27 protein-coding genes and 1 pseudogene are annotated in these 26,013 nt (G+C 69.2%); 23 read left to right on the forward strand and 5 right to left on the reverse strand.

From position 1 onward, the window contains the following. The first annotated feature begins 10 nt into the window (after positions 1 to 10). Positions 11 to 934 carry a beta propeller repeat protein gene (locus tag EV655_RS12215; RefSeq protein ID WP_132545238.1) on the forward strand — a complete coding sequence of 308 codons (924 nt, stop codon included), beginning with the start codon at positions 11 to 13 and terminating at the stop codon, positions 932 to 934. Here the strand turns inward: EV655_RS12215 and EV655_RS12220 are convergent. Both EV655_RS12220 and EV655_RS12225 read right to left on the reverse strand, forming a co-directional pair. After that, positions 931 to 1,281, reverse strand: coding sequence for a hypothetical protein (locus EV655_RS12220; protein ID WP_132545240.1), 351 nt, complete (start codon positions 1,279 to 1,281; stop codon positions 931 to 933). The two genes, EV655_RS12215 and EV655_RS12220, sit on opposite strands and share 4 nt — an antisense overlap. Continuing rightward, positions 1,281 to 1,703, reverse strand: a complete 423-nt coding sequence (locus EV655_RS12225; protein WP_132545242.1) for a DUF6484 domain-containing protein — start codon at positions 1,701 to 1,703, stop codon at positions 1,281 to 1,283. Before EV655_RS12225 ends, EV655_RS12220 begins: the two co-directional genes overlap by 1 nt. 133 nt (positions 1,704 to 1,836) lie before the next feature. Between EV655_RS12225 and EV655_RS12230 the strand changes: the two genes are divergently transcribed. The 20 genes and pseudogenes from EV655_RS12230 to hypE all read left to right on the forward strand — a co-directional run bounded on the left by EV655_RS12230 (position 1,837) and on the right by hypE (position 21,520). Beyond that, positions 1,837 to 3,168, forward strand: a complete 1,332-nt coding sequence (locus EV655_RS12230) for a sensor histidine kinase (RefSeq protein WP_132545244.1) — start codon at positions 1,837 to 1,839, stop codon at positions 3,166 to 3,168. After that, on the forward strand, positions 3,165 to 4,157 hold the full coding sequence (locus EV655_RS12235) for an NADH-quinone oxidoreductase subunit B family protein (RefSeq protein ID WP_132545246.1): 993 nt from the start codon (positions 3,165 to 3,167) through the stop codon (positions 4,155 to 4,157). Before EV655_RS12230 ends, EV655_RS12235 begins: the two co-directional genes overlap by 4 nt. Beyond that, the gene (locus EV655_RS12240; RefSeq protein ID WP_132545248.1) at positions 4,154 to 5,581 is read left to right on the forward strand and encodes a nickel-dependent hydrogenase large subunit; all 1,428 of its coding nucleotides are present in this window, start codon (positions 4,154 to 4,156) and stop codon (positions 5,579 to 5,581) included. Before EV655_RS12235 ends, EV655_RS12240 begins: the two co-directional genes overlap by 4 nt. After that, entirely contained in the window at positions 5,581 to 7,806 is a 2,226-nt protein-coding gene (gene hypF, locus EV655_RS12245; RefSeq protein ID WP_132545250.1) for a carbamoyltransferase HypF, read from the forward strand. Before EV655_RS12240 ends, hypF begins: the two co-directional genes overlap by 1 nt. A 219-nt stretch (positions 7,807 to 8,025) precedes the next feature. Further along, positions 8,026 to 9,111, forward strand: coding sequence for a hydrogenase small subunit (locus EV655_RS12250; protein WP_132545252.1), 1,086 nt, complete (start codon positions 8,026 to 8,028; stop codon positions 9,109 to 9,111). Positions 9,112 to 9,114: 3 nt separating this feature from the next. Next, positions 9,115 to 10,905 carry a nickel-dependent hydrogenase large subunit gene (locus tag EV655_RS12255; RefSeq protein WP_132545254.1) on the forward strand — a complete coding sequence of 597 codons (1,791 nt, stop codon included), beginning with the start codon at positions 9,115 to 9,117 and terminating at the stop codon, positions 10,903 to 10,905. Between the two features lie 14 nt (positions 10,906 to 10,919). Continuing rightward, positions 10,920 to 11,501 carry a HupE/UreJ family protein gene (locus tag EV655_RS12260; RefSeq protein ID WP_132545256.1) on the forward strand — a complete coding sequence of 194 codons (582 nt, stop codon included), beginning with the start codon at positions 10,920 to 10,922 and terminating at the stop codon, positions 11,499 to 11,501. A 10-nt stretch (positions 11,502 to 11,511) separates the two neighbouring features. Continuing rightward, positions 11,512 to 12,297, forward strand: a complete 786-nt coding sequence (gene cybH / locus EV655_RS12265; protein ID WP_132545258.1) for a Ni/Fe-hydrogenase, b-type cytochrome subunit — start codon at positions 11,512 to 11,514, stop codon at positions 12,295 to 12,297. A 286-nt stretch (positions 12,298 to 12,583) separates the two neighbouring features. Continuing rightward, the gene (locus EV655_RS12270; protein WP_132545260.1) at positions 12,584 to 13,207 is read left to right on the forward strand and encodes a HyaD/HybD family hydrogenase maturation endopeptidase; all 624 of its coding nucleotides are present in this window, start codon (positions 12,584 to 12,586) and stop codon (positions 13,205 to 13,207) included. After that, entirely contained in the window at positions 13,207 to 13,527 is a 321-nt protein-coding gene (locus EV655_RS12275; RefSeq protein WP_132545262.1) for a HypC/HybG/HupF family hydrogenase formation chaperone, read from the forward strand. Before EV655_RS12270 ends, EV655_RS12275 begins: the two co-directional genes overlap by 1 nt. A gap of 5 nt (positions 13,528 to 13,532) precedes the next feature. Beyond that, entirely contained in the window at positions 13,533 to 13,910 is a 378-nt protein-coding gene (locus EV655_RS12280; RefSeq protein ID WP_165905336.1) for a thioredoxin domain-containing protein, read from the forward strand. Positions 13,911 to 13,919: 9 nt separating this feature from the next. Next, complete coding sequence (locus EV655_RS12285; RefSeq protein ID WP_132545265.1) at positions 13,920 to 14,750, forward strand: hydrogenase expression/formation protein; 831 nt, start codon at positions 13,920 to 13,922, stop codon at positions 14,748 to 14,750. Continuing rightward, positions 14,747 to 15,517 (forward strand): [NiFe]-hydrogenase assembly chaperone HybE, encoded by a 771-nt coding sequence (locus tag EV655_RS12290; RefSeq protein WP_132545267.1) that lies wholly within the window; start codon positions 14,747 to 14,749, stop codon positions 15,515 to 15,517. Before EV655_RS12285 ends, EV655_RS12290 begins: the two co-directional genes overlap by 4 nt. Beyond that, positions 15,514 to 16,401 (forward strand): HupK protein, encoded by an 888-nt coding sequence (locus EV655_RS12295; protein ID WP_132545269.1) that lies wholly within the window; start codon positions 15,514 to 15,516, stop codon positions 16,399 to 16,401. The genes EV655_RS12290 and EV655_RS12295 overlap by 4 nt, the downstream gene beginning before the upstream one ends. Further along, entirely contained in the window at positions 16,394 to 16,735 is a 342-nt protein-coding gene (hypA, locus tag EV655_RS12300; protein ID WP_132545270.1) for a hydrogenase maturation nickel metallochaperone HypA, read from the forward strand. The genes EV655_RS12295 and hypA overlap by 8 nt, the downstream gene beginning before the upstream one ends. Beyond that, on the forward strand, positions 16,735 to 17,568 hold the full coding sequence (gene hypB, locus EV655_RS12305; RefSeq protein WP_132545272.1) for a hydrogenase nickel incorporation protein HypB: 834 nt from the start codon (positions 16,735 to 16,737) through the stop codon (positions 17,566 to 17,568). The genes hypA and hypB overlap by 1 nt, the downstream gene beginning before the upstream one ends. Beyond that, positions 17,568 to 19,050 (forward strand): annotated as a pseudogene (locus tag EV655_RS12310) (sigma-54-dependent transcriptional regulator). The gene hypB and the pseudogene EV655_RS12310 overlap by 1 nt, the downstream one beginning before the upstream one ends. 3 nt (positions 19,051 to 19,053) lie before the next feature. Then, positions 19,054 to 19,344, forward strand: coding sequence for a HypC/HybG/HupF family hydrogenase formation chaperone (hypC, locus tag EV655_RS12315; protein ID WP_132545274.1), 291 nt, complete (start codon positions 19,054 to 19,056; stop codon positions 19,342 to 19,344). Then, entirely contained in the window at positions 19,341 to 20,483 is a 1,143-nt protein-coding gene (hypD, locus tag EV655_RS12320) for a hydrogenase formation protein HypD (protein WP_132545275.1), read from the forward strand. Before hypC ends, hypD begins: the two co-directional genes overlap by 4 nt. Further along, complete coding sequence (gene hypE / locus EV655_RS12325; protein WP_132545277.1) at positions 20,480 to 21,520, forward strand: hydrogenase expression/formation protein HypE; 1,041 nt, start codon at positions 20,480 to 20,482, stop codon at positions 21,518 to 21,520. Before hypD ends, hypE begins: the two co-directional genes overlap by 4 nt. An 8-nt stretch (positions 21,521 to 21,528) precedes the next feature. Here hypE and EV655_RS12330 read toward each other — a convergent pair whose 3' ends face one another. Then, the gene (locus EV655_RS12330) at positions 21,529 to 21,903 is read right to left on the reverse strand and encodes a rhodanese-like domain-containing protein (protein ID WP_132545279.1); all 375 of its coding nucleotides are present in this window, start codon (positions 21,901 to 21,903) and stop codon (positions 21,529 to 21,531) included. A gap of 179 nt (positions 21,904 to 22,082) precedes the next feature. On the opposite strand from EV655_RS12330, the gene uvrA reads away from it, so the two are divergent. Beyond that, positions 22,083 to 24,941, forward strand: coding sequence for an excinuclease ABC subunit UvrA (uvrA, locus tag EV655_RS12335; protein WP_132545281.1), 2,859 nt, complete (start codon positions 22,083 to 22,085; stop codon positions 24,939 to 24,941). Between the two features lie 63 nt (positions 24,942 to 25,004). Further along, complete coding sequence (locus tag EV655_RS12340) at positions 25,005 to 25,388, forward strand: hypothetical protein (protein WP_132545283.1); 384 nt, start codon at positions 25,005 to 25,007, stop codon at positions 25,386 to 25,388. A gap of 18 nt (positions 25,389 to 25,406) precedes the next feature. Here EV655_RS12340 and EV655_RS12345 read toward each other — a convergent pair whose 3' ends face one another. After that, the gene (locus EV655_RS12345) at positions 25,407 to 25,610 is read right to left on the reverse strand and encodes a YgaP family membrane protein (RefSeq protein WP_132545285.1); all 204 of its coding nucleotides are present in this window, start codon (positions 25,608 to 25,610) and stop codon (positions 25,407 to 25,409) included. A 182-nt stretch (positions 25,611 to 25,792) separates the two neighbouring features. Further along, positions 25,793 to 25,987 carry a YgaP family membrane protein gene (locus tag EV655_RS12350; protein WP_132545287.1) on the reverse strand — a complete coding sequence of 65 codons (195 nt, stop codon included), beginning with the start codon at positions 25,985 to 25,987 and terminating at the stop codon, positions 25,793 to 25,795. Between the last annotated feature and the right edge of the window lie 26 nt (positions 25,988 to 26,013).

Consider the following 26,013-nt stretch of genomic DNA (forward strand, 5'->3'; position numbering starts at 1 on the left):
GAGGTCAGACATGGACTATCTGCCAGAGGTTCTTGCGGGCGAAGAGCCCTATTGCGAGATCACGAAAGCGTTCAGTTTCTCGCGCGATGCGGTCTTTCTGCTGATCGAGGCGCGCTCGGACGAAGGCGAGCAGGCGGCGTCGGCGCTTCTGAAGGTCACCCTGTCGGCCGATCCGACCTACGAGGTCCTGCATGAATTCGACAGCGGTGCGCTGGACTACCATGCGGCAAGCCCCGATCTGCATTATGTTCTGGCCAGCGGCGGATATCTTCACGAACTCAGGGGCGGCACCCTCACGGTCCATCCCTTTGCCGCCGAGGCTTTCCTCGATAATCTTGCGCCGCTCGGGGACGGAACGATCGCCGTGTTCGGCGAGGGCGGGCTGATGTTCCGGTTCAGCGGGGGCACCTATACCCGGATTCCCGTGGACACCGAGGAAGACCTGCACGCCCTGCATGCCCCGACGGCCGGAACCGGCTATGTCGGGGGCGATTACGGAACGCTTCTGCGGTTCGATGGCGCGTCGCTGTCGCCGGTCGATCTCGGCACCAACGTCTTCATCCGGGCCTTGCATCTCAAGGCCGACGGAACCCTGCTTGTCGGCGGCGCGGACGGCGAGGCCTATGTGCTTAGGGACGAGGAACTGCTGACGGTCGAGGGGGCCGAGGCGGATTTCTATTCGGTCACGGTCTTCAAGGGGGTCGAGTACTGGGGCGACGACGATTACGGGATATACACTCGCGACGGTCTGGCCTTCGCCCCCAGGTTCAACACGGGCTATGCGTTCGACATGACCGCCACCGACGATCTGCTGACGATCAATGCCGGGTACTGGGTCTATGTTTTCGATGGATCGGACTGGCTGCAACTGCAGGTCAATGCGGACATGGAAACGCTGATCGAGCGTGTCCCGCTGGACTTCGAACCCCTCTAGCCTGCGGGGGGCGGCAGCGTCGCGTCGAGAAAGGCCCGCACCTTCGCAAGGTCGAGATCACGGATCCGCATCCCCGCCGCGCCCGGTTGCAGCATCCGCAGCACGAACAATTCACCCGCCTCGGGATATTCGGCATAGAGTTCCTCGGCGATCCGCAGCCCGTCCGCACCTGCCACCCGCAGCCCGTCGAGATGCGCCTCGAGCCGTTCCACGAGTCGGCCAAGGCGGTCTGCGTCCATCTCCTCGTTCGCCGCCGGGTCGCGCATATGCGCATCGTAAAGGGTCCAGAGGAACGCCGCCTGTTCGGCATGCTGGCGGACGATGGTTTCCAGCACCAGGGCGGGCATCAGTTCAGGTTCACCGATCCGCCGCGGATCCGGTTCGTGGCCGAGGCATGGCTGGTCAGGTAGGTGCCGCGGATCGTGATGCGCCCGTCCTTCAGCATCACGATCGACGCCTTGCCCACCCGCAATTCCAGACGGTCGCTGGCGGTCACCCGAACCGTCTCGCCGTCGCGGATCACCAGCGGCGGGCGGTCCTGGCGGGGCGGTTCCACCAGCTTGCCGACGATCAGCGGCCGGTCGCGGCGGCCTTCCTCGAACAACAGCGCCACTTCGGCGCCCACGTCATCGCCTGTCAGCGCGGCCAGCGATCGGGCGGGGATCGCGTGGTCCCGGGGGTTGCCGGCGAACACCACCAGCGGCGCGCCCGCCTCGAACCCGAGGATCACGCCGAGCACGACGCCGTCGATCTGGTCGGTGCTGGTCATCGGGCCTGTCCCCCTCATGCAACGGGATCGCCACCAACATTCTTCCACAGAAGCGGAGCCGCGCCAAGCGGCCCGCGCCGAACCGATTGGCAGCCCGCCGTGCGGACGGTATCCTGCGCGCGAAGGAGCGACGATGGCCAAGCAAGTCTCTCAGGGGATCCCCACCGCGGCGGGCGAGTTTTCCGATTCCGTCTGGGCCGAGGTGCTGGCGGCGGTCGACCGGACCTATGCCGATCTCGTCGTCCACCAGGAGCGGCTGGAACAGAAGAACGCCGAGTTGGAGACGCTGCGCTCGTTCCTTGCCTCGATCCTTGCCTCGGTATCGGACGTTCTGATCGTGGTGGCACGCGATGGCCGGGTCGAGGAGGTCTCGGCGTCGTTCCCCGCCGCCGGGTGTGCGCCGCGCGAAACCTGCACCGGCCGCCCGGTCGCAGCACTGTTCTGCGCTGGGGATCGCGCCCGCCTGGCCGAGGCGATGGCCCGGGTCGCGCTGAACCGCAGCCCCGAGACGATCGAGGCCACGCTTGCCACCCCCGGCGACGGCACGCCGCTGGAACTGTCGATCAGCGCACGGATGGACGACCGCGGCCGGATCACCGGACATGTGCTGACCGGCCGCCCGGTGGGCGAGTTGCGCCGCGCCTATGCCGAACTGGAACAGAGCCATGACGAGCTGAAGGCCGCGCAGGCCCTGCTGGTGCGCAACGAAAAGCTGGCCTCGCTGGGCCGGCTGCTGGCGGGTGTAGCGCACGAATTGAACAACCCGATCAGCTTCGTCTATGCGAACGCCCACGCATTGGAACGCTATGCCGCCAAGTTCGAGACCTATTTCGAGCGCGTGCAGGCCGGTGCCAGCCGCGAAGAGCTGATCCGGCTGCGCGAGGAGTTGCGGCTGGACCGCGAGATCGGCAACCTGCGCGAGGCGGTCGCGGGCGCGCGCGACGGGGCCGAACGGGTGCGCGACATCGTCGAGGATTTGCGGCGGCTCTCGGCCGAGGGCACCGGCGAGATGGTCGCGTTCGATCTGGTCGAGACGGCGACGGTGGCGGCAAGCTGGGTGATGCGCGGCACCGGGCGCGAGGTCGGTCTGGCCTTCACCGGCCTGCCCGGCGTCATGGTCCGCGGCCGTCCGGGCCATGTCCAGCAGGTGGTGATGAACCTCGTGCAGAACGCGCTGGACGCGGTCGCAGGCCAGCCGGGCGCACGGATCGGGGTGGCGACGCGGATCGAGGACGGGCGGGCCGTGCTGGCGGTGTCCGACAACGGGCCGGGCGTGCCGGACGAGTTGCGCCAGGCGATCTTCGATCCGTTCTTCACCACCAAGGCGGTGGGCAAGGGCACCGGCCTTGGCCTCGCCATCAGCCACAAGATCGCCGAGGAACATGGCGGTGCGCTGCGGCTCTGCCCGGCCGAGGGCGGCGCGTGCTTCTGCTTCGACCTGCCGCTGGCCGAGGCGGGCGGATGAACGTCCTCTGGCTTCAGGCCTCGGGTTGCGGCGGCTGCACCATGTCGCTGCTCTGCGCCGAGGATCCGAACATCCTGGACCTGCTGGCGGATGCGGGGATCGCGCTCCTGTGGCACCCTGCGCTGTCGGCCGAGACCGGCGCCGAGCTGCGCGCGCTGCTCGACCGGATCGCCGCGGGCGAGGTCGCGCTGGACGTCCTGTGTGTCGAGGGGGCGATCGCGCGGGGGCCGCGGGGGACGGGGCGGTTCCAGATGCTGTCGGGCACCGGCCGGTCGATGCTGGACTGGGTGCGGACCCTCGCGCCGCTGGCCGATCACGTGGTCGCGGTGGGGTCCTGCGCGGCCTTCGGCGGCGTGACGAGCGCCGGCGGCAACCCGTCCGATGCGGCGGGGCTGCACTACGAGGGCGCGCACCGGGGCGGCATCCTGCCGCCCGAGTTCCGCGGCCGGGCCGGATTGCCGGTGGTCAACGTGGCGGGTTGCCCGACGCATCCGGACTGGGTCAGCGAGACGCTGATGCTGCTGGCCGCCGGCGCGCTGGGACCGGACGATCTGGATGCGCTGGCCCGGCCCCGCTTCTATGCCGAGCACCTGGTGCACCATGGCTGTCCCAAGAACGAGTTCTACGAATACAAGGCCTCCGCCACGCATCTGTGCGAGATGGGCTGCATGATGGAGCATCTGGGCTGCGTCGGCACGCAGGCGGTGGGTGACTGCAACATCCGGCCCTGGAACGGGCAGGGCAGTTGCACCCGGGCGGGATACCCCTGCATTTCCTGCACCGCGCCCGAGTTCGAGGAACCCCGCCACGCCTTTACCGAAACGCCCAAGGTCGCGGGCATCCCCGTCGGCCTGCCCTCGGACATGCCCAAGGCGTGGTTCATGGCGCTGGCCTCGCTGTCGAAGGCCGCGACGCCCGTGCGGCTGTCGCGCAATGCGGTCGCGGACCGGGTCGAGGTTCTGCCCTCGCCGAGAAAGCCGCGCGGATGACCGGCACGCGACTGATCGTCGGCCCCTTCAACCGGGTGGAGGGCGATCTGGAGGTGCATCTGGACGTGGCCGATGGTGCCGTGCGCTCGGCCCGCGTCAATGCGCCTCTCTATCGCGGGTTCGAACGGATGCTGTTGGGCCGCCCGCCCTCGGACGCGTTGACGCTGACGCCGCGGATCTGCGGCATCTGCTCGATCAGCCAGTCGGCAGCGGCGGCGCGGGCGCTGGCCGCCGCCGGGGGGCATGTGCCCGCCCCGCAGGGGGAACGGGTGGCGGCGCTGATCCACGCCATCGAGAATGTCTCGGATCACCTGACCCATTTCACCCTGTTCTTCATGCCCGATTTCGCGCGGTCTTGTTACGCGGGGCGGTCCTGGCACGCCCGGGCGGTCGACCGCTTTGCCGCGATGGAAGGGGCTGCGGCGCGGCAGGCGATCGAGGCGCGCGCGGCCCTGATGCACATCCTCGGGCTGATGGCGGGCAAGTGGCCGCATACGCTGGCGATCCAGCCCGGCGGTGTGACGCGTGCGCCCGGTCCGCGCGACAAGGTGCGGATCGCGGCCAGCCTCGCCGCCTTTCGCCGCTATCTCGAGGATGTGGTGTTCGGCGGGCCGCTTGAGGCGTTTGCCGCACTGTCCACGCGCGAGGCGCTGATGGATTGGGAAACGGGCGATGCGGGTCTGTTCCTGCGGATCGCCGCCGATCTGGACCTTGACGCGCTGGGGCGTGGGGAGGGGCGCTACCTGTCCTTCGGCGCCTATCCGCTGGCGGGCGGCCACGCCTTTGCCCCCGGTCTCTGGCGCTGCGGCGCGCGCTATCCGCTGGACCTGTCGGGCCTTGTCGAGGATGTCTCGCATGCCTGGATGCTGGGCGGCCCGGCGCATCCGGGGGAGGGCCAGACGCTGCCCGACGAGGACATGCGCGAGGCCGCCTATTCCTGGTGCAAGGCGCCCCGGCTGAACGGCGAGAGCTACGAGACCGGGGCGCTGGCCCGGCAGGTGATCGACGGCCATCCGCTGGCGCGCGATCTGGCGGGGGGCGGGGTGCTGGCGCGGGTGGCCGGGCGGCTGCTGGAACTGGCCCGGACGCAGGGCCTGATGGAGGATCTTTCCCGCGGAATCGAGCCGGCCGCCCGCTTCATGGACCCCGCCCCCGAGGTGCGCGAGGGCGCGGGCGCGGGGCTGGTCGAGGCGGCGCGTGGTGCGCTGGGCCATTGGCTGCGTGTCGAAAAGGGCCGGATCGCCGGCTACCAGATCGTGGCGCCCACGACCTGGAATTTCAGCCCGCGCGACGCGGCGGGCCAGCCCGGGCCGCTGGAGGCGGCTCTCGTCGGCGCCCCCGTTGCCCAAGGCGACGAGACGCCTGTCACGGTCCAGCACATCGTGCGCAGCTTTGACCCCTGCATGGTCTGCACGGTGCATTGATGCAGGGCCGCCAGATCCGCGTGCGCGGGCAGGTGCAGGGCGTCGGGTTCCGCCCCTTCGTCTGGCAGATCGCCCGTGACTACGGTGTCCGCGGCGAGGTGTTCAACGACGGCGAGGGCGTGCTGATCCGCGCGGCGGGTGGCGATCTTGACGCGTTCCAGGCGGCGCTGTCGGCGCGGGCGCCCCTGCTGGCCAGGGTGGATGCGGTCGAGGCCGTGCCGATCCGCTTTGCCACCGCCCCGGATGCCTTCGTGATCGCCCCCAGCGCGGCCGGATCGGCCGGGACCGGTGTCACGCCCGACGCCGCGACCTGCGCCGATTGCCTCGCCGAAATCCGCAGCCCCGGGCGACGGCAGGGCTATGGCTTCACCAACTGCACCCATTGCGGGCCGCGCTTTACCATCCTGAACCGGCTGCCCTATGACCGCGCTCAGACTACGATGGCGGCCTTTCCCATCTGTCCCGCCTGCCGGGCAGAGTACGAGACCCCGTCGGATCGCAGGTTCCACGCCCAGCCCGTTGCCTGCCCGGCCTGCGGGCCGCGCCTCTGGCTGGAGCAAGGCAGCCACGAGGTGCCGGGCGATCCGATCACAGGCGCGGCGCGGGTGCTGGCCGCGGGGGGGGTCGTCGCGATCAAGGCGCTGGGGGGCTTTCACCTGGCCTGCGACGCGGGCAATGCCGCCGCCGTGAACCTGCTGCGCGCCCGCAAGCGCCGCCCGGCAAAACCCTTTGCAGTCATGTCGCGCGAGGACAGGCTGGGTGCCTTCTGTGCGCCGATGCCGGACGATCTCGTGCTGCTGCGTGATCCCGCCGCGCCGGTGGTGCTGGTGCAGGGCACCGGCGCGCTGCCCGAGACCGTCGCCCCCGGCATGGCCTGCCTCGGCGTGATGCTGCCCGCCACGCCGGTCCACCACCTGCTGATGGATGCGGTGCCGGGGCCGCTGGTGATGACCTCGGGAAATCTGTCCGGGGAGCCGCAGGCCATCGGTAACGACGAGGCCCGCGCGACGCTTTCCGCCTTTGCCGACGCCTTCCTGATGCATGACCGCGAGATCGCCCGGCGGTTGGATGACAGCGTGGAACGCGCCGCCCCGCGCATGGTGATCCGCCGCGCGCGGGGGCGGGTGCCGGGCACGCTGCCCCTGCCGCCGGGGTTCGGGGACGCGCCGCAGGTGCTGGCCGTTGGGGGGCAGATGAAATCCGCGATCTGCCTGCTGAAGGGCGGGCAGGCGCTGCTGTCGCACCACCTGGGCGAGCTGGACGAGGCGCTGACCTGGGAGGAGTTCCTGAAGGCCATCGCCGATTATTCGGCTCTTTTCGATCACCGTCCCGCGCTGGTGGCCTGCGATGCGCATCCGGGCTATCGCGCCACGCAGCACGCGCATGCCATGGGCCTGCCCGTCGAGGAGGTGCACCACCACCACGCCCATCTGGCCGCGTGCCTGGCCGAAAACCTCTGGCCGCTGGACGGCGGGCCGGTGGCGGGGATCGTGCTGGACGGCACAGGGCTTGGCATGGACGGCACGATCTGGGGCGGCGAACTGTTGCTGGGCGATTACAGCGGGATGCAGCGGATCGCGCATCTGACGCCTGCGCCGCTGGTCGGCGGCGACATGGCGGCGCGCGAGCCCTGGCGCAACCTGCTGGTGCGGCTGGATCAGGCGGGGTTGGGCGATCTTGCGGACCGGCTGTTCACCCCTCTGCCGCGCGCCGCCCTGCGCGCCGCCGCCCGCGCGGGGCTGAACGCCCCCGCCTGCACCTCGGCCGGGCGGCTGTTCGACGCGGTGGCCGCCGCGCTGGGCCTTTGCGCCAACCGCCAAACCTATGAAGGCGAGGCGGCGATGCGGCTGGAGGCGCTGGCCGAGGGCGTGACCGCCGCGCCCTATCCCTTTGCCGGGCTCGACCCTGCGCCGATGTTTCACGCGCTGGACGCCGATCTGGCCGCGGGCTCGCCCCCCGGCGTGATCTCGGCCCGGTTCCATGCCGGGCTCGCGCATGCCTTTGCCGCCCCCGCCCGCGCGCTGGTGGAGGGTGGCCGCGCGCGGGCCGTGGCGCTGTCGGGCGGCTGCTTTCAGAACGCGCGGCTGCTGGCCGAGATGCTGGCGGCGCTGGATGGCGTGCCGGTCCTGACCCACCGCGAAACACCCGCCAATGACGGGGGGCTGGCGCTGGGGCAGGCGGTGGTCGCCGCGGCGCGGCACCTGAGCGGGGCGGAAAGCGGCTGACCGGCGGCGGGTGGCTGTGGCAGCCCGATAACCGGCGGGGCAGAGTCACCATATGCAGGATCGACCCGCAGACTACTGATTAAAATCGCATTTCCCCGTTTTTCGGCGGCGCGCCCTTTTCCTTTGCGCCGCCCCGCCCGCCCCTGCTTGCATACGCTGGGATACTGACGGTCCGCGCGTGCCCGGCGTGCGCCCGGACCAAGGCAAGGGAGGACGGACTTGGCCGAGATCGAAACCTTCTACGAGGTCATGCGGCGGCAGGGGATCACCCGGCGCAGCTTCATGAAATACTGCTCGCTGACGGCGTCGGCGCTGGGCCTTGGCCCCGCCTTCGTGCCGAAGATCGCCCATGCGATGGAGACCAAGCCGCGCACGCCGGTGATCTGGGTCAACGGGCTGGAATGCACCTGTTGCAGCGAGAGCTTCATCCGCGGCGCGCACCCGCTCGCCAAGGACGTGGTGCTGTCGATGATCTCGCTCGACTATTCGCACACGCTGATGGCGGCGGCGGGCCACGCGGCCGAGGCGGCGCTGGAAGAGACGATCCAGAAATACAAGGGCAACTACATCCTTGCCGTCGAGGGCAACCCGCCGCTGAACGAGGACGGGATGTTCTGCATCGTCGGCGGCAAGCCCTTCGTGGAACAGCTTCGCCACGCGGCGAAGGACGCCAAGGCCATCATCAGCTGGGGCGCCTGCGCCAGCTATGGCTGCGTGCAGGCCGCCGCACCCAACCCGACCCGCGCGACGCCGGTGCACAAGGTCATCACCGACAAGCCGATCATCAAGGTGCCCGGCTGCCCGCCCATCGCCGAGGTGATGACCGGCGTCATCACCTACATGCTGACCTTCGACCGGCTGCCGGAACTCGACCGGCAGGGCCGGCCCGCGATGTTCTATTCCCAGCGCATCCACGACAAGTGCTATCGCCGCCCGCATTTCGACGCCGGCCAGTTCGTCGAGCAATGGGACGACGAGTATGCGCGCAAGGGCTATTGCCTTTACAAGATGGGCTGCAAGGGCCCGACCACCTACAACGCCTGTTCCACCGTGCGCTGGAACGAGGGCGTCAGCTTCCCGATCCAGTCGGGCCACGGCTGCATCGGCTGTTCCGAGGACGGGTTCTGGGACCAGGGCGGGTTCTACGACCGGCTGACCACCATCAAGCAGTTCGGGGTCGAGGCGACCGCCGACCAGATGGGCTTTGCCGCCGCGGGCGTGGTGGGCGCGGGCATCGCCGCCCATGTCGCCGCCAGCGCGCTGAAGCGCGCCCAGAAGAAGACCCAGGACAAAGAGGAGGTCTGATCCATGACCGTGACACCCAACGGCTTCGACCTCGACAATACCGGCCGCCGCATCGTGGTGGACCCGGTGACCCGGATCGAGGGACACATGCGCTGCGAGGTCAACGTCGACGACCAGGGCGTGATCCGCAACGCGGTCTCCACCGGCACCATGTGGCGGGGGCTCGAGGTGATCCTGAAGGGCCGCGACCCGCGCGACGCCTGGGCCTTCACCGAACGCATCTGCGGCGTCTGCACCGGGACCCACGCGCTGACCTCGGTGCGCGCGGTCGAGGATGCGCTGGGGATCACCATCCCCGACAACGCCAATTCCATCCGCAACATCATGCAGCTGAACCTGCAGGTGCATGACCACATCGTGCATTTCTACCACCTGCACGCACTGGATTGGGTGAACCCTGTCAATGCCTTGCGGGCCGATCCGAAGGCGACCAGCGAATTGCAGCAGGCGGTCAGCCCCAGCCACCCGCTGTCGTCCCCGGGCTATTTCCGCGACGTGCAGAACCGGCTGAAGCAGTTCGTGGAATCGGGGCAACTGGGGCTGTTCAAGAACGGCTACTGGGACAACCCGGCCTATCTGCTGCCGCCCGAGGCCGACCTGATGGCCACGACCCACTACCTCGAGGCGCTGGACCTGCAAAAGGATCTGGTGAAGATCCACACGATCTTCGGCGGCAAGAACCCGCATCCGAACTGGTTGGTGGGCGGCGTGCCCTGTCCGATCAACATCGACGGCACGGGCGCGGTGGGCGCGATCAACATGGAGCGGCTGAACCTGGTCAGCTCTATCATCGACATGTGCACGACCTTCGTGAACAACGTCTACATCCCCGACCTGATCGCCATCGGCGGGTTCTACAAGTCCTGGCTTTACGGCGGCGGGCTGTCGGGCCAGTCGGTGCTGGCCTATGGCGACATCCCCGAGAACCCCAACGACTTTTCGGCGGAGCAGTTGCACCTGCCCCGCGGCGCCATCATCAACGGCAACCTCGACGAGGTGCAGGATGTCGACGTGCGCGACCCCGAACAGATCCAGGAATTCGTGGACCATTCCTGGTATTCCTACGGCGAGCCGGGCAAGGGCCTGCATCCCTGGGACGGCGTGACCGAGCCGAAATACGAGCTTGGCCCCAATGCCAAGGGCACGCGCACCCATATCGAGGCGGTGGACGAGGCCGCGAAATACAGCTGGATCAAGGCGCCGCGGTGGAAGGGTCACGCGATGGAGGTGGGCCCGCTCGCCCGCTACATCGTCGGCTATGCCAAGGGCCACGAGGACATCAAGAACCAGGTCGAGGGGCTGCTGCGCACGATGGACCTGCCGGTGACGGCGCTGTTCTCGACGCTGGGGCGTACGGCTGCCCGCGCGCTGGAGGCCGAATACTGCACCCGGTTGCAAAAGCATTTCTTCGACAAGCTGATCGCCAATTGCCGGAACGGCGACACGGCGACGGCCAATGTCGAGAAGTGGGAGCCGAAGACCTGGCCGAAAGAGGCCAAGGGCGTGGGCATGACCGAGGCCCCGCGCGGGGCGCTGGGCCATTGGGTCCACATCAAGGATGCCCGCATCGAGAACTATCAATGCGTCGTGCCCACCACCTGGAACGGGTCGCCCCGCGATGCCGCGGGCAATATCGGCGCCTTCGAGGCGGCGCTGATGAACACGAGGATGGAGCGGCCCGACGAGCCGGTCGAGATCCTGCGCACGCTGCACAGCTTCGATCCGTGTCTGGCCTGTTCCACCCATGTCATGTCGCCCGACGGTCAGGAACTGACCCGGGTCAAGGTCCGCTGAGGGAGGGCGCACCGATGAAACGACTGATCCTTGCCGCGGCGCTGGCCGCAACTGCCGCCCCCGCGCTGGCCCATACCGGGCACGGGGGCACGTCGGGGCTGGTGCACGGGATGGCACACCCGATCCTGGGTGCCGACCACCTGCTGGCGATGCTGGCGGTGGGCCTGTGGTCGGGCTTCGTGCTGTCGCGTCACGTCTGGGCCGGGGCCGCGGCCTTCATGGGGGCGATGGTGCTGGGCGCGGGGCTGTCGTGGTCGGGCGTGCCGATCCCGCATGTCGAGGCGCTGATCGCGGCCTCGGTCGTGGTGTTCGGCGCGTTGACGGTGTTCGCCCATGCCGGGCAGTCGCGCGCGCTGACCGCCGTCTCGCTGGCGGCCATCGCCGGGTTTGGCGCCTGCCACGGCCATGCCCATGCGACCGAGGCGACGGGGCAGGCCGCGGCCTATCTGGCGGGGTTCCTGATCTCGACGGGCGCGCTGCACCTGGTCGGCATCGCGCTGGCGCGCGCCGTGGCGCGCGCGCGAACGGCGGGCGCGGTGCGCCGGGTCGCGGGGGCGGCCATCGCCGCCTCGGGCGCGTGGCTGGTGACGGGCTGAGGGCGGGGCGATGACCGAAACCCGCACCAATATCCACATTCCCAACCCCGCGGCGCCCACCCCGCTGGAGGCCGCGCGGCTGACCGGCGGCGCGCGCCCCGAGGACATCGAGAGCCTTCGCCTTCAGGCCGCCGTCTATGTCTACGAGGTGCCGGTGCGGCTGTGGCACTGGGTCAACGCCGCGGCGATCACCGTGCTGATCGTGACCGGCTATCTCATCGCCTCGCCGCCGCCCACGATGGAGATCGCCGAGGCCACCGACCAGTTCGTCTTCGGCTATGTCCGCTTTGCCCATTTCGCGGCGGGGATGGTGCTGACGGTGGCCTTCTTCGGTCGTATCTACTGGGCCTTCGTCGGCAACCGCCACGCCCGGCAGCTGTTCTATGTGCCGTTCTGGCGGGCACGCTGGTGGAAGGAGCTGATTTTCGAGGCGCGCTGGTATGCCTTCCTCGAACGGGAGCCGAAGAAATACATCGGCCACAACCCGCTGGCGCATCTGGCGATGTTTACCTTCATCACGCTGGGAATGACCTTCATGATCGTCACCGGCTTTGCGCTTTATGCCGAGGGCGCGGGGCAGGGTTCGGTCTATGACCGGGCGTTCGGCTGGGTGCTGGGGCTTGCCGGCAATTCCCAGCGGCTGCACACGCTGCATCACCTGGGCATGTGGGCGATTACGATCTTCGCCATCGTCCACATCTACGCCGCGATCCGCGAGGACATCATGTCCCGCCAGTCGATGATCACCACGATCATCTCGGGCTGGCGCACCTTCAAGGATGACCGGGTGGAATAGTGCTGTAGATGGTGAATGTGGTTTCCCCTGCGGGCGCGGCCGGTGGTCGCGCCCGTTTCTTTCTGGAAGGGAGTCTGCCTCCAGGGCGGAGTAAATGGTCAATATCCTTCCACTCCGGGTCGTGCCCCGCACCCGCCATTGCGCGTTTTTTCATTTAATATCATTTTGATGACGTTTTGCTGAGGATTGGTAAACTTCGGCGCTTCCGGAACGTTCTGCAAAGCTTACTGTCGAACGGAACAACGTGCGTAAACCACGCTGCCAGCACCGGTTCAGGGAGGGACCCATGCCAGCCGCGCCATCAGACTCCGTCCTGATCCTGGGCATCGGCAACGTTCTGTGGGCCGACGAGGGCTTCGGCCCCCGCTGTGTCGAGGCATTGGCGGAAAGCCGTACGCTGCCGGACTGCGTGCGCGTGCTCGACGGTGGCACCCAGGGGCTTTACCTGCTTCCGTTCCTCGAAGAGGCCGGGTCGCTGCTGATCTTCGATGCGGTCGATTACGGGCTTGTCCCCGGCACGCTGAAGATCGTGCGCGATGCCGAGGTGCCCGCCTTCATGGGCGCCAAGAAGATGAGCCTGCATCAGACCGGCTTCCAGGATGTGCTGGCCACCGCCGCGCTGATGGGCCGTCTTCCGGGCCGGATGACGCTGATCGGCTGCCAGCCCGCCGAACTGGAGGATTACGGCGGCGGGCTGACGCCGACCGTTGCCGCCATGATCGCCCCCGCGCTGGCCGAGGGCGTCACGGAACTGGCGCGCTGGGGCATCGCCGTCGCCCCCGGCCGCACCCATGCCCCCGACCTCGCCGACCCCGCGATCCGCCGCGACGCCTACGAAGGCGGCCGTCCCTCGGCGGACGATGCCTGCCGGGTGGGCGACGCCCGCTTCCTGCCGGGGCGCGCGGGCTGATGTGCGTCGGGCTGCCCTTCCGCATCCTCGCCGTGGACGGCATCGCAGCGCGCGTCACCGACGGTGAGACCACGGCGCTGATCGACCTGTCGCTGACGCCGGACGCCCGCCCCGGCGACTGGGTGCTGACCTTCCTCGGCGCCGCGCGCGAGGTGCTGGACGCCGACGAGGCGCAGAAGATCCTCGCCGCGCTGGCAGGGCTGTGCGCCGTCATGGGCGGGGGCGATCCCGGCGATGCCTTTGCCGATCTCGACGCCCGCGGCCCCAGCCTGCCGCCGCATCTTCAGGCCGCGCTGGACGCGGGCCGCAGCGAAGGATGACCCCGATGACGCACCCCCTGATCGACCGTCTCGAATCCGGCCTCGGCTGGCCGCGCCTGACCACCCGGGCCGCGGCTGACGCCTTTGCCGGCGCGCCGGGCGCCCATTGCCTGTTCGTCCCCGGCGATCCCGCGCGCAACCTGGAAACCGCCGATGCAGCCGTGATCCTGCCCGAACTGCGCACCGCCTTCCGGAACGCCTTCGACTGCGCGATCGTGGATGATGCCATCGAGGCAGAACTGCGCGAGGCCCACCGCGCGCTCAAGGCGCCCGCGTTCCTGTTCTTCCGCGACGGCCGCTTCCTTGGCGACATCCAGAAGATCCGCGACTGGGACGACTACCTGTCCCGCACCGCCCATATCCTGTCCCTTGCCGAGACCTGAGGAGATCCCATGGCCAGCAATTTCCACCTGCCGCCCGCGGGATTCGGTCCCGGCTCGCAACCCTCTGCCGAGGGCGATGCGCCCGGCTGGCTGCCGATGCCCTCGGGGATGCGCACCTATCAGCCGCATACCCCCGAGATCGACGATGCCGCGGCGGCGTCCCCGGCGCTCGATATGCTGGAGCGGATCGCGGCGGCCTGCGACATGGCCGCGACCGGGCAGGGCGATGCCGTCGTCCTGTCGGGCATGGCGCCTGACGCGCGCCGTCTGCTGGCCGAGACTCTGGGACAGGGCGAGGTGTCGATGCGGATCCGGGGCGTGCCGTCCGTCGCGGTGCAGGAAAGCGTCTTTGCCGGGGTCTGGCAGGTTCTGGGCACGGGCATCGACCGGGTCGAGATCGGCCCGGTCCCGTCCCGCGCCTTCGCCGCCTTCGACCCGGTGCGGCCGGGGCTGGGTCTGGACACGCCGCAGGAGCCGGGCGTCTTCAACGCCCCCGCGCTGCTGGTGGAACTGCTCGACAGGTCCGCCGCGTACCGGCCGGGCGCGGTACCCCATGTCGTCAACCTGACGCTTTTGCCCCATACCGAGGCCGATCTTGCCATGCTGGACGAGGCGCTGGGCGAGGGGTCGGTCACGATCCTGTCGCGCGGCTACGGCAATTGCCGGATCGAGGCGACGGCCACGCCCCATGTCTGGCGGGTGCGGTTCTTCAACTCGATGGACACGCTGATCCTCGACACCTACGAGGTGACGGCCATGCCCGAGGTCGTCCTCGCCGCGCCAGAGGATCTGGCCGACAGCGCCGCCCGCCTGCGCGAGGTGCTGGAGGCGATCCGATGAGCCTGCGCTTCGAGGGCAGCTATGGCGGCGCGGCCGACCGGATCGGCCCGGCCGCGATCATGGAATGCAAGATCTGCTGGACGGTTTATGACCCGGCAGACGGCGATGCGTTCCGCCAGGTGCTGCCCGGCACGCCCTTCGCGGCGCTGCCCGATGACTGGACCTGCCCCACCTGCGCCGCGCCGCGCGACCAGTTCATGGTCCGGACAGACCCCTCGGCGCCGGATCTTGCGGCCCGAACCGCGCCGCTGGTCGCCGATTTCCGCGAGATCTGGAACGGCAAGATGCGCGATGTGCCGCTTTGCAACAAGGCGCTGCACGTCGAGGCGGTCGGCTTCATCGCGCATGAGGGGCGGCCGCTGGGCGTGCTGGTCACGCCCTGGTGCATGAACCTCGTGCTGCTGCCCGCCGAGGGCGAGGACTGGTCGGACCTTGTCCCCGGCGCCAAGGAGGTCGTCGCCTTCCCGTCGGGCGACTACGAGGTGCTGCACAATGTCCGGCCGATGGTTGGCGGCTACAAGGCGTGTTCGCTGTTCTCGCCGATGTCGGATTTCGCCAGCCAGATGCAGGCCGTCGAGGTCGCCCGCGCGGTGATGACGGAACTCTTCCGCCCCGAGAACCGGGCCGAAACCGACCGGGCCCTGGATATCCGTGCCGCGCGCGCGGCGGAACTGGCGCCCCCGCCAGAGGCCCCCGCCGCGCCTTCGCGCCGCGCCGTGATCTCGGCCGGGCTGGCCCCTGACGGCGATCCCGGGCGGGAGCCATGACCGCGGGAGCGCTTCATATCGCGCTGGGCCCCGCGGGGCCGGGGTTCGCGGCGCCTGCGCCCGCGCCGGTCGAGGCGCTGGTGCTGGGCCGCACGCCCGACGAGGCCGCCGAGCTGTTGCCGCGGCTTTTCAACCTCTGCCGCGCGGCGCAGGGCATGGGCGCGCGGCTGGCGCTGGGCCTGCCGGTCGGCGCGGCGGATCACGCCGCGCTTGCCGCCGAGATCGGGCGCGAACACCTGATCCGGCTGTGCGTTCTCTGGCCCCGGCGGCTTGGCCTGCCCGCCGCACCGCTGCCCGGCCCGGACACGCTGGCCGGGGCGGTCTTCGGCCGGCGCGGCCTGCCCGATCCCGCGGGGTTCGACGGCTGGCTGGCCTCGGGCCAGGGCGTCGCCCCGGTTCTGGCGGCGATCGCCGCCGCCTTCGGTCCCGGCGAAGCCGTGGCCGATGTGCCCCTGCCATCCCCCGCGACGCTTGCCGCGCCGGTCGCGCAGGAGAACAGCCCCGTTGCCCGCCATCCTAAGGCGCCGCTCCTGGCCGAGGTCGCGCGGCGTTTCGGTCGCGGGCCGCTCTGGCGCGCGGTGGCGCGGCTGATCGACCTGGAGGCCGTCGCCGCGGGCCGCGCCGATCTTGCCCCCCGGCGGCATGGCGACTGGGTCCATGTCGCCGCCGCGCGCGGCACCTATGCGCTGTCGGCCCGGGTGACGGGGGGGCGCGTGACGGCCCTTGCCCGGCGCACCCCCACCGATCACCTGCTGGCCGGGGGCGGCGCGCTGGCGCAGGTGCTGGCCAGCCTGCCGCCCGCCAAGGCGCATCTGGCGCCACTGGTCGTCGACATCCTGGACCCCTGCGTTCCCGTGGTCATCCGCGAGGCGCAGCATGCATGAGATGTCGCTGTGCGAAGGGATCCGCGGGATCGTCGAGGACCAGGCCCGCGCCCACGGGTTTTCCGCCGTCAGGACATTGCGGCTTGAGATCGGGCGCTTTGCCGGCGTCGAGAAACGGGCGCTGGAATTCGCCTTCGACGTGGTGATGCGGGGCAGCCCGGCCGAGGGCGCACGGCTCGAGATGATCGACCTGCCCGGCCGCGCGCTCTGCTACGATTGCGGCGACGAGGTCGAGATCGCGGAACGGCTGGCCCCCTGCCCACGCTGCGGCAGCGGGCGACTGATGCCGGTTGCGGGCGACGAGATGCGGATCAAGGACATGGAGGTGATCTGATGTGCACGGTTTGCGGATGCGGGAGCGGCGGGCAGCACGGCCACAGCCATGACCATGCTCCCCACGACCACCACCACGGCCACGATCACCACCACCACGGCCCCAATGGCGATCTGCATTTCGGCCAGGGCGCGGCGGGGGTGGCCGTGGCCGGGATCAGCCAGTCCCGGCTGATCGAGATCGAGACCGACATCCTGTCCAAGAACGACGCCCATGCCGCGGGCAACCGCCGGGTGCTGAAGGTGCTGGGGGCCTTCGCGGTGAACCTCGTCTCGTCGCCCGGCTCGGGCAAGACGACGCTCTTGTGCCAGACCATCGGGATGCTGGGCGGCCAGCCGCTGGCCGTGATCGAGGGCGACCAGCAGACATCGAACGACGCCGACCGCATCCGCGCCACCGGGGCGCCGGCGATTCAGGTCAATACCGGCAAGGGCTGCCATCTGGATGCGCACATGGTCGGCCACGCGATGGATCACCTGGACCTGCCCAAGGGTGCGATCCTGTTCATCGAGAACGTCGGCAACCTGGTCTGCCCCGCCGCCTTCGACCTGGGCGAGGACGCCAAGGTGGCGATCCTGTCGGTCACCGAGGGCGAGGACAAGCCGCTGAAATACCCCGACATGTTCACCGCCGCCAAGCTGGCGATCCTGAACAAGACCGACCTTGCGCCCCATTGCGACGCCGATCTGGATGCCTACGAGGCGAACCTGCGCCGGGTGAACCCGCAGATCGAGATCCTGCGGGTGTCGGCCCGGACCGGCGAGGGGATGGAGGCGTGGATCGACTGGCTGCGGGCGGGGCTCGCCGTGAAGTCCGCCGGGGCGGCGGCCTGATGGCGGGTGCCACCGGCCGACCCGCGATCCTGCTCGTCGACGACGAGCCTCATTCGCTGTCGGCGATGCGCATGGCGCTGGAAGGACGAGTTCGAGGTTCTGACCGCCCAGGACGCCACCGAGGCCGCGCGGCTGATGCAGGAAGAATGGGTGCAGGCCGTTCTGTGCGACCAGCGCATGCCGGGCCAGACCGGGGTCGCGTTCCTGGCCGAGGTGCGCGAGCGCTGGCCCGAGACCGTTCGGCTTCTGATCACGGGCTATACCGATACCAGCGCGATGATCGAGGCGATCAACGACGCGGGCATCCACCAGTTCCTGACCAAGCCCTGGCATCCCGAGCAATTGCTGGTCGCGGTGCGCAACGCCGCTCGCCTGTTCCGGCTGGCGCGCGAGAACGAGCGGCTTTCGCTGGAGATGCGGCTGCTGACCTCGACCGCCGAATCCCGGCTGGAAAAGCGGCGCCGCGCCCTGCGCGAGGGCATGGGGTTCGAAACGGTGCTGCGCGCGCCCACCTCGCCGATGAACGCCGTCATCGACACCGCGCGCCGCTTTGCCACCTTCGACGTGCCCGTGCTTCTGGTGGGCGAACCGGGCAGTGCCAAGGCGCAGATCGCGCGGGCGATGCATTACGGCTCGCTCCGGTCGGACAAGCCGTTCTACGAACTGAACCTGGCCGGCATGCCCGAGGATCTGGCCACGCTTGAGCTGATGGGGGCCAAGCGGGGCGTTGCCGCGGGCGGGGTGGCGCGGATCGGGCTGATGCAGAAGGCCGACCGCGGGACGCTCTACCTCGCCGGGATCGAGACCGCCCCGCCGGGACTGCAACTGGCGCTGCTGCGGGTTCTGACAGACGGCACCTTCACCCCCCTCGGCGGGCACGAAACGGTGCGCACCAACCTGCGGCTGATCTGCGGCGCGGGGCGCGACCTGCGCCAGATGGTGGCCGATGGCGCGTTCCGCTCGGACCTCTACTTCGCGCTGGCCGCCGGCGAGATCGCGGTGCCGCCGCTGCGCGCGCGCCGCGGCGACGTTGCGATCCTGGCGCAGGCGATGCTGGCCGACCTGGCCGCCGCCCATGGCAAGCCGGTGCATGGGCTCGACGGGGCGGCGCTGGAGTTCCTGGAGAACTACGACTGGCCGGGCAACCTGCGCGAACTGAGAAACGAGATCACCCGCATGCTGGTCTTTTCCGGCGACAGCGTGCTGGGCGCCGACCTGATTTCCCGCCACATCCTGCAGGCCCCCCCGGGCGAGGAGGGTGCCGACCGCTCGGCCGAGGCGGCGCTGACGGCGGATGGCACGCTGAAGGACCGGGTCGAGTTGATGGAGATGCGGATCCTGCGCGAGACGCTGACGCGGCAGCGCTGGAACAAGAGCCGGGCGGCCGCTGAACTGGGGCTGAGCCGCGTGGGACTGCGCGCGAAACTGGATCGCTACGGGATCGCCGACCCGTCGGCCAGCCCCGCGGACGAGGAGGACTAGGGCATGTGTCTGGGGATACCGGGGCGGATCGTGGCCATCACCGACGAGGCCCGCCAGATGGCGATGGCCGAGGTTTCGGGCGTGCGGCGCGAGGTCAACGTGGCCTGCGTGCTGGACCGGCCCATCGGCGCGCTGGTGGGCGAATGGGTACTGATCCATGTGGGCTTTGCGATGGCGCTGATCGACGAAGACGAGGCCGCGCGCACGCTCGACGCCCTGCGCGACCTGGGCGAGGCGCAGGAGGCGCTGGACGCCATGGCCGAGGGCCAGCGGGCACTGGAGGGCCGGGCATGAAATACGCGACCGAGTTCCGCGACCCGAAAGCCGCGCGTGCGGTGCTGGCCCGCATCGCCCAGGTGGCCGACGTCCTCGGTGCGACACGGGCCAAGCCCGTCCACATCATGGAGATCTGCGGCGGCCACACCCACGCGATCTTCCGCTTCGGGCTGGACAAGCTGGTGCACGAGGGGGTCGAGTTCATCCACGGCCCAGGCTGCCCGGTCTGCGTGCTGCCGATGAGCCGCGTCGACGAATGTGTGCAGATCGCCGAGCGGCCCGAGGTGATCTTCACCACCTTCGGCGACGCGATGCGGGTGCCGGGCACGCGCAAGTCGCTGCTGCAGGCCAAGGCCGAGGGCGCCGACATCCGCATGGTCTATTCGCCGCTCGACGCGCTGCAACTGGCCCGCCGCAATCCCGGCCGCGAGGTGGTGTTCTTCGGGCTCGGATTCGAGACCACCACCCCCTCCACCGCGCTGGCGATCCAGCAGGCGGCGCGCGAGGGGCTGGCCAATTTCAGCGTGTTCTGCAACCACATCACCGTGCCCGAGCCGATCAAGGCGCTGCTCGACGACCCGCACATGGTGCTGGACGGGTTCATCGGGCCGGGGCACGTGTCGATGGTCATCGGCACGCATCCCTACGATTTCATCGCCCGGGACTACGGCAAGCCCATCGTCGTGGCGGGGTTCGAGCCGCTGGACCTGCTGCAATCGGTGCTGATGGTGCTGGACCAGATCCGCGACGGCCGCGCGGAGGTGGAAAACCAGTACGCCCGCGTGGTGCCGGAACATGGCAACCCCGTCAGCCTCGCCGCCATCGCCGATGTCTACGAACGCCGGCCCAGCTTCGAGTGGCGGGGGCTGGGCGAGATCGACGCCTCGGGGCTGCGCATCCGCAGCGCCTATGCCGCCTTCGACGCGGAGGAAAAGTTCGGCGTGGGCTATGCCGCCGGGCCGCGGCACGTCCCCGAGCCCGAGGGCTGCGCCTGCGGCGCGGTGATGACCGGCCGGATCAAGCCCACCGCCTGCCCGCAATTCGGCCGGGGCTGCACCCCCGACATGCCGCTTGGCGCGCTGATGGTCAGTTCCGAAGGGGCCTGCTCGGCCTATTGGCAATACGGCGGGGCGCGGGCGACCGAGGCCGCGGAATGAACGCCGCCCCGCCCCCCCGCCTGCGCGACACAAGGGTGACGCTGTCCCACGGCGGCGGCGGCCGCGCGATGCGCGACCTGATCGACGAGGTGTTTGCCAGCGCCTTCCGGCCTGACACGATGGAGGACCAGGCCCGCCTGACGCACCCCGCGCTGGCCGAGCCCGGCGCGCGGCTGGCGCTGACCACCGACAGCTTCGTTGTGACGCCTCTGGAATTTCCCGGCGGCGATATCGGCAAGCTCGCGATCTGCGGCACGGTCAACGATCTGGCGGTGGGCGGCGCGCGGCCCTTGTGGCTGTCGGCGGCCTTCATCCTCGAAGAGGGCTGCGAGATAGCGCTGTTGCGCCGGATCGTTGCCACGATGGCGACCGAGGCCGACAAGGCGGGCGTGCGGATCGTCACCGGCGACACCAAGGTGGTGGGGCGCGGCGCGGCGGACGGGCTGTTCGTGACCACGACCGGCGTCGGCGTGATCCCGCCCGGCCGCCACCTTGCCGCCGACACGATCCGCCCTGGCGACGTGGCCATCGTCAATGGCGTGCTGGGCGACCACGGCGCCACGATCCTGGCCGCGCGGGGCGATCTGGCACTGTCGACCGATCTTGTGTCCGACTGCCAGAGCCTCGGCCATCTGATGGAGGCGGCGATCGCGGCCGCGCCCGGCCTGCGGGCCGCCCGCGACGCGACCCGCGGCGGACTGGCCGCGGCGCTGAACGAGATGGCCGCCGCGGCGGGCGTCGGGATCGAGATCGACGAGGACAGCCTGCCGCTGCGCGACGAGGTCAGGGGCGTGTGCGAGATCCTGGGCCTCGATCCCCTCTACCTTGCCAACGAGGGGACGCTGGTGGCCTTCGTGCCCGAGGCCGAGGCCACCGCCGCGCTGGCCGCGATGCGCGCCCGCCCCGAAGGACGCGGCGCGGTGGCGATCGGCCGGGCGGTCGCCGCCCATCCGGGCCAGGTGCGGATGCGGACGGCGTTCGGCGGCATGCGGATCGTCGACATGCTGGTGGGCGAGCAGTTGCCGCGGATCTGCTGAGACGGCGTCTAGCGGTCGACCGGCAGCTTGCCGTTCTGCCACTCGCGGAAGGCGCCCATGTTGTAGACGTTCTCGTAGCCCAGCTTCTTCATGATCCGCGCGGCCAGAAGCGAGCGTGTGCCATTGTCGCAATACAGCGCGAAGGTCTTGGCCGGGTCGAGGGCAGCGTCGAAATGCGGGCTCGACCGGTTCGCCTTGTGGCGGATGTAGGGCAGTTCGATATGCAGCGCGCCGCGGGCCTTGCCGGTCGCGGCGATCTCGTCGTGGCTGCGCACGTCGATCAACACGATCTCTCCCCGCTCTGCCGCTGCTGCCGCGTCGAGGGCAGGCATCGAGTCGATGTTCGGGTAGATCCGGGTGATCAACGCGAAGGGATTGAACATTGCGGCGAACTCCTGCTGGCGTGTTTGCGCGCAGACTATAGGCAGTGCCCGCGCGAATGGGAACGCCGTTCGCGGTCGCAGCGGTGGACCGCGCGGATGTTCGCCGGATGTTCCGCGTTTCCGGTTGGGAATCGCCGCGCGCTCGGCTATGTTCCCTTGCGTATCTCCCGGGGGCACAGATGGCCGAGCAGAAACGCATCGAGGTGCGCGGCGCGCGCGAGCACAATCTCAAGAATATCGACGTCGACATCCCCCGCGATGCGCTGGTGGTGATCACCGGGCTGTCGGGGTCGGGCAAGTCGTCGCTGGCCTTCGACACGATCTATGCCGAGGGCCAGCGCCGCTATGTCGAGTCGCTGTCGGCCTATGCCCGGCAGTTCCTCGACATGATGGAAAAGCCCGACGTCGACCACATCTCGGGCCTGAGCCCGGCGATTTCCATCGAGCAGAAGACGACGTCGAAGAACCCGCGCTCGACCGTAGGCACGGTGACCGAGATCTACGACTATCTGCGGCTGCTGTTCGCCCGCGCGGGCACGCCCTATTCGCCGGCCACCGGCCTGCCGATCGAGGCGCAGCAGGTGCAGGACATGGTCGACCGGGTCATGGCGATGGAGGAGGGGACGCGGGCCTATCTGCTGGCCCCCATCGTGCGCGACCGAAAGGGCGAGTATCGCAAGGAATTCCTGGAACTCAGGAAGCAGGGTTTCCAGCGGGTCAAGGTGAACGGCGCGTTCCACGACCTCGACGAAGCCCCCACGCTGGACAAGAAGTTCCGCCACGACATCGACGTGGTGGTGGACCGGATCGTGGTGAAACCGGGCCTCGAGACGCGGCTGGCGGATTCGTTCCGCACCGCGCTGAACCTGGCCGACGGGATCGCGGTGCTGGAAACCGCTCCGACCGAGGGCGAGCCCGAACGGATCACGTTTTCCGAGAACTTCGCCTGCCCGGTCTCGGGCTTTACCATTCCCGAGATCGAACCGCGGCTGTTTTCCTTCAACGCGCCCTATGGCGCCTGCCCCGATTGCGACGGGCTGGGGGTGGAGCTGTTCTTTGACGAACGCCTTGTCGTGCCAGATGCCGCGCTGACCGTCTGGAACGGGGCCATCGCGCCCTGGCGCAAGGGCAAGTCGCCCTATTTCCGCCAGACCATCGAGGCGATTGCCCGCCATTACGAATTTGACAAGGACACGCCCTGGAAGGATCTGCCCGCGCATGTGCAGCAGGTGTTCCTGCATGGTTCGGGCGAGGACGAGATCCCGTTCCGTTATGACGAGGGCGGCCGGGTCTACCAGGTGACGCGGGCCTTCGAGGGGGTGATCCCCAACATGGAGCGGCGCTACCGCGAGACCGACAGCGCCTGGGTGCGCGAGGAGTTCGAGCGCTATCAGAACAACCGCCCCTGCCATAGCTGCGGCGGCTACCGGCTGAAGCCCGAGGCGCTGGCGGTCAGGATCGGGGGGCTGCATGTCGGGCAGGTCGTTCAGATGTCGATCCGCGAGGCGCTGGCCTGGGTCGAGGAGGCGCCGCAGCACCTGTCCAGGCAGAAGAACGAGATCGCCCGCGCGATTCTCAAGGAAATCCGCGAGCGGCTGGGGTTCCTGAACAATGTGGGGCTGGAATACCTGACGCTGTCGCGCAATGCAGGTACGCTGTCGGGCGGGGAAAGCCAGCGCATCCGGCTGGCCAGCCAGATCGGCAGCGGGCTGACGGGCGTGCTTTACGTCCTCGACGAGCCGTCCATCGGGCTGCACCAGCGCGACAACGGTCGGCTGCTGACCACGCTCAAGAACCTGCGCGACCAGGGCAATACCGTCATCGTGGTCGAGCATGACGAAGAGGCGATCCGCGAGGCCGATTACGTCTTTGACCTGGGCCCCGGGGCGGGGGTGCATGGCGGACAGGTCGTGTCGCATGGTACGCCGGCCGAGATCATGGCGGACGCGGCCTCGGTCACCGGACAATACCTTGCCGGAACGCGTGAGATCGCGGTGCCCGCGCTGCGGCGGCCGGGCAACGGCAAGAAGATCACCGTGGTCAAGGCCACCGGCAACAACCTGAAAGAGATGACCGCCGACTTTCCGCTGGGCAGGTTCGTCTGCGTGACTGGCGTCTCGGGCGGGGGCAAGTCCACGCTGACCATCGAGACGCTGTTCAAGACCGCCAGCATGCGGCTGAACGGCGCGCGCCAGACGCCCGCGCCCTGCGAGACGATCAAGGGGCTCGAACACCTCGACAAGGTGATCGACATCGACCAGCGCCCCATCGGGCGGACGCCGCGGTCAAACCCCGCGACCTATACTGGTGCCTTCACCCCGATCCGCGACTGGTTCGCGGGCCTCCCCGAGGCCAAGGCGCGCGGCTACAAGCCGGGGCGGTTCAGCTTCAACGTCAAGGGCGGCCGCTGCGAGGCATGCCAGGGCGACGGTGTCATCAAGATCGAGATGCACTTCCTGCCCGACGTCTATGTGACTTGCGAGACCTGCCATGGCGCGCGCTACAACCGCGAGACGCTGGAGGTGCGCTTCAAGGGCAAGAGCATCGCCGACGTGCTGGACATGACCGTCGAGGATGCGCAGGAGTTCTTCAAGGCGGTGCCGTCGATCCGCGAGAAGATGGACGCGCTGGTGCGCGTGGGGCTGGGCTATATCAAGGTGGGCCAGCAGGCCACGACGCTGTCGGGGGGCGAGGCGCAGCGGGTCAAGCTGTCGAAGGAGTTGTCGAAGCGGGCGACGGGGCGCACGCTTTACATTCTCGACGAACCCACGACGGGCCTCCATTTCGAGGACGTGAAGAAACTGCTCGAGGTGCTGCACGAACTGGTCGAGCAGGGCAATACGGTCGTGGTGATCGAGCACAATCTCGATGTCATCAAGACCGCCGACTGGATCATCGACATCGGCCCCGAGGGTGGCGACGGTGGCGGGACGATTGTCGCCGAAGGCACCCCCGAGGAGGTGGCCAAGGTCGGACAAAGCCATACGGGGCACTATCTCAAGGACATGCTGAAACCCCGCAAGCTTGCCGCGGAATAGCCGCGTTCGGGCCGTTTTCCCATGCAAGCCTGTGGGATCGCGTTGCCATCCGGATCATTGCCCATGCGCCGAAACCGCCTCATCCTCGCGCTGAGTGCCTGCGCCGCCGCCCTGCCGGCCGGGGCCGGCCCGCGCGCGGTCAGTGAAAGCCTGGTCGATTGCGCGGCCCTGGTCACGATTCCTGTCCGCGCGCAGCCCGCGCACGCCGCGGCGCGGCCGGGGGCGGGGGTGCCGGCGGTTGCGCAATCCTTCCTGCGCGGCGCGGTCGCCAGCGCCGCGGCCGAAGGCCATGCCGCTCCGTCCGATCACATCGCGGCGCTGTTCGAACGCAAGGCCGCGCTCTGGGACGGGTACGGTATGGGGTTCACCGTGACCGAGGATTTCCGCGCCTGGATGGTTTTTTGCCGGGGTCTTGCAGATCGGCAGGGGATTGATCCCGGCCGGTAAGCCCTGGCCAAGGACCGGTCAGCGCGCCTTGCAGGTGCTGATCCCGAAGATCGAATAGGCCGGGCAGCTCGACATCAGCCCGGTGACCAGGGGGATCACCCCGATCAGGTAAAGATAGCGCCAGGCCGATTCACTGTCGTTCAGGACAAACCCGGCGATCAGGCCGAGACCGACGATCACTCGCGCGATGCGGTCCACGGTGCCGACGTTCTTGGCAAACATGGTCTTCTCTCCCCTTTGTCTTGCGGCGGGCGCGATGTCCGGCCCAGCCCTTGATAGCGGGAATATGACATGGCGCCGTGATTCCGTCACGGCGCCATGGGGCGACTCCGACCGCAAACCTGGGGAGACAGGGGGCAGGCGGGGCCAGCGGCCCCGCGCCGGGGCGGATCAGATGGCCCGGATCACTTGGTCGGGCAGGTGTTGAGACCGATCAGGTTGTAGAGCGGGCAGGTCGACATCAGGCCGGTGGCCAGCGGTACGATGCCGATCAGCCACAGCGCACTGGCATCGGATTGCAGGAAATAGGCGGCCAGCATGACAATGCCGAGCACGATACGGGCGATGCGGTCGATGCCGCCGACGTTCTTCTTGAGCATGGGTCTTCTCCGATGATGTGGAACGA

The sequence above is a fragment of the Rhodovulum euryhalinum genome, from assembly GCF_004342445.1.
Lineage (GTDB): Bacteria > Pseudomonadota > Alphaproteobacteria > Rhodobacterales > Rhodobacteraceae > Rhodovulum > Rhodovulum euryhalinum.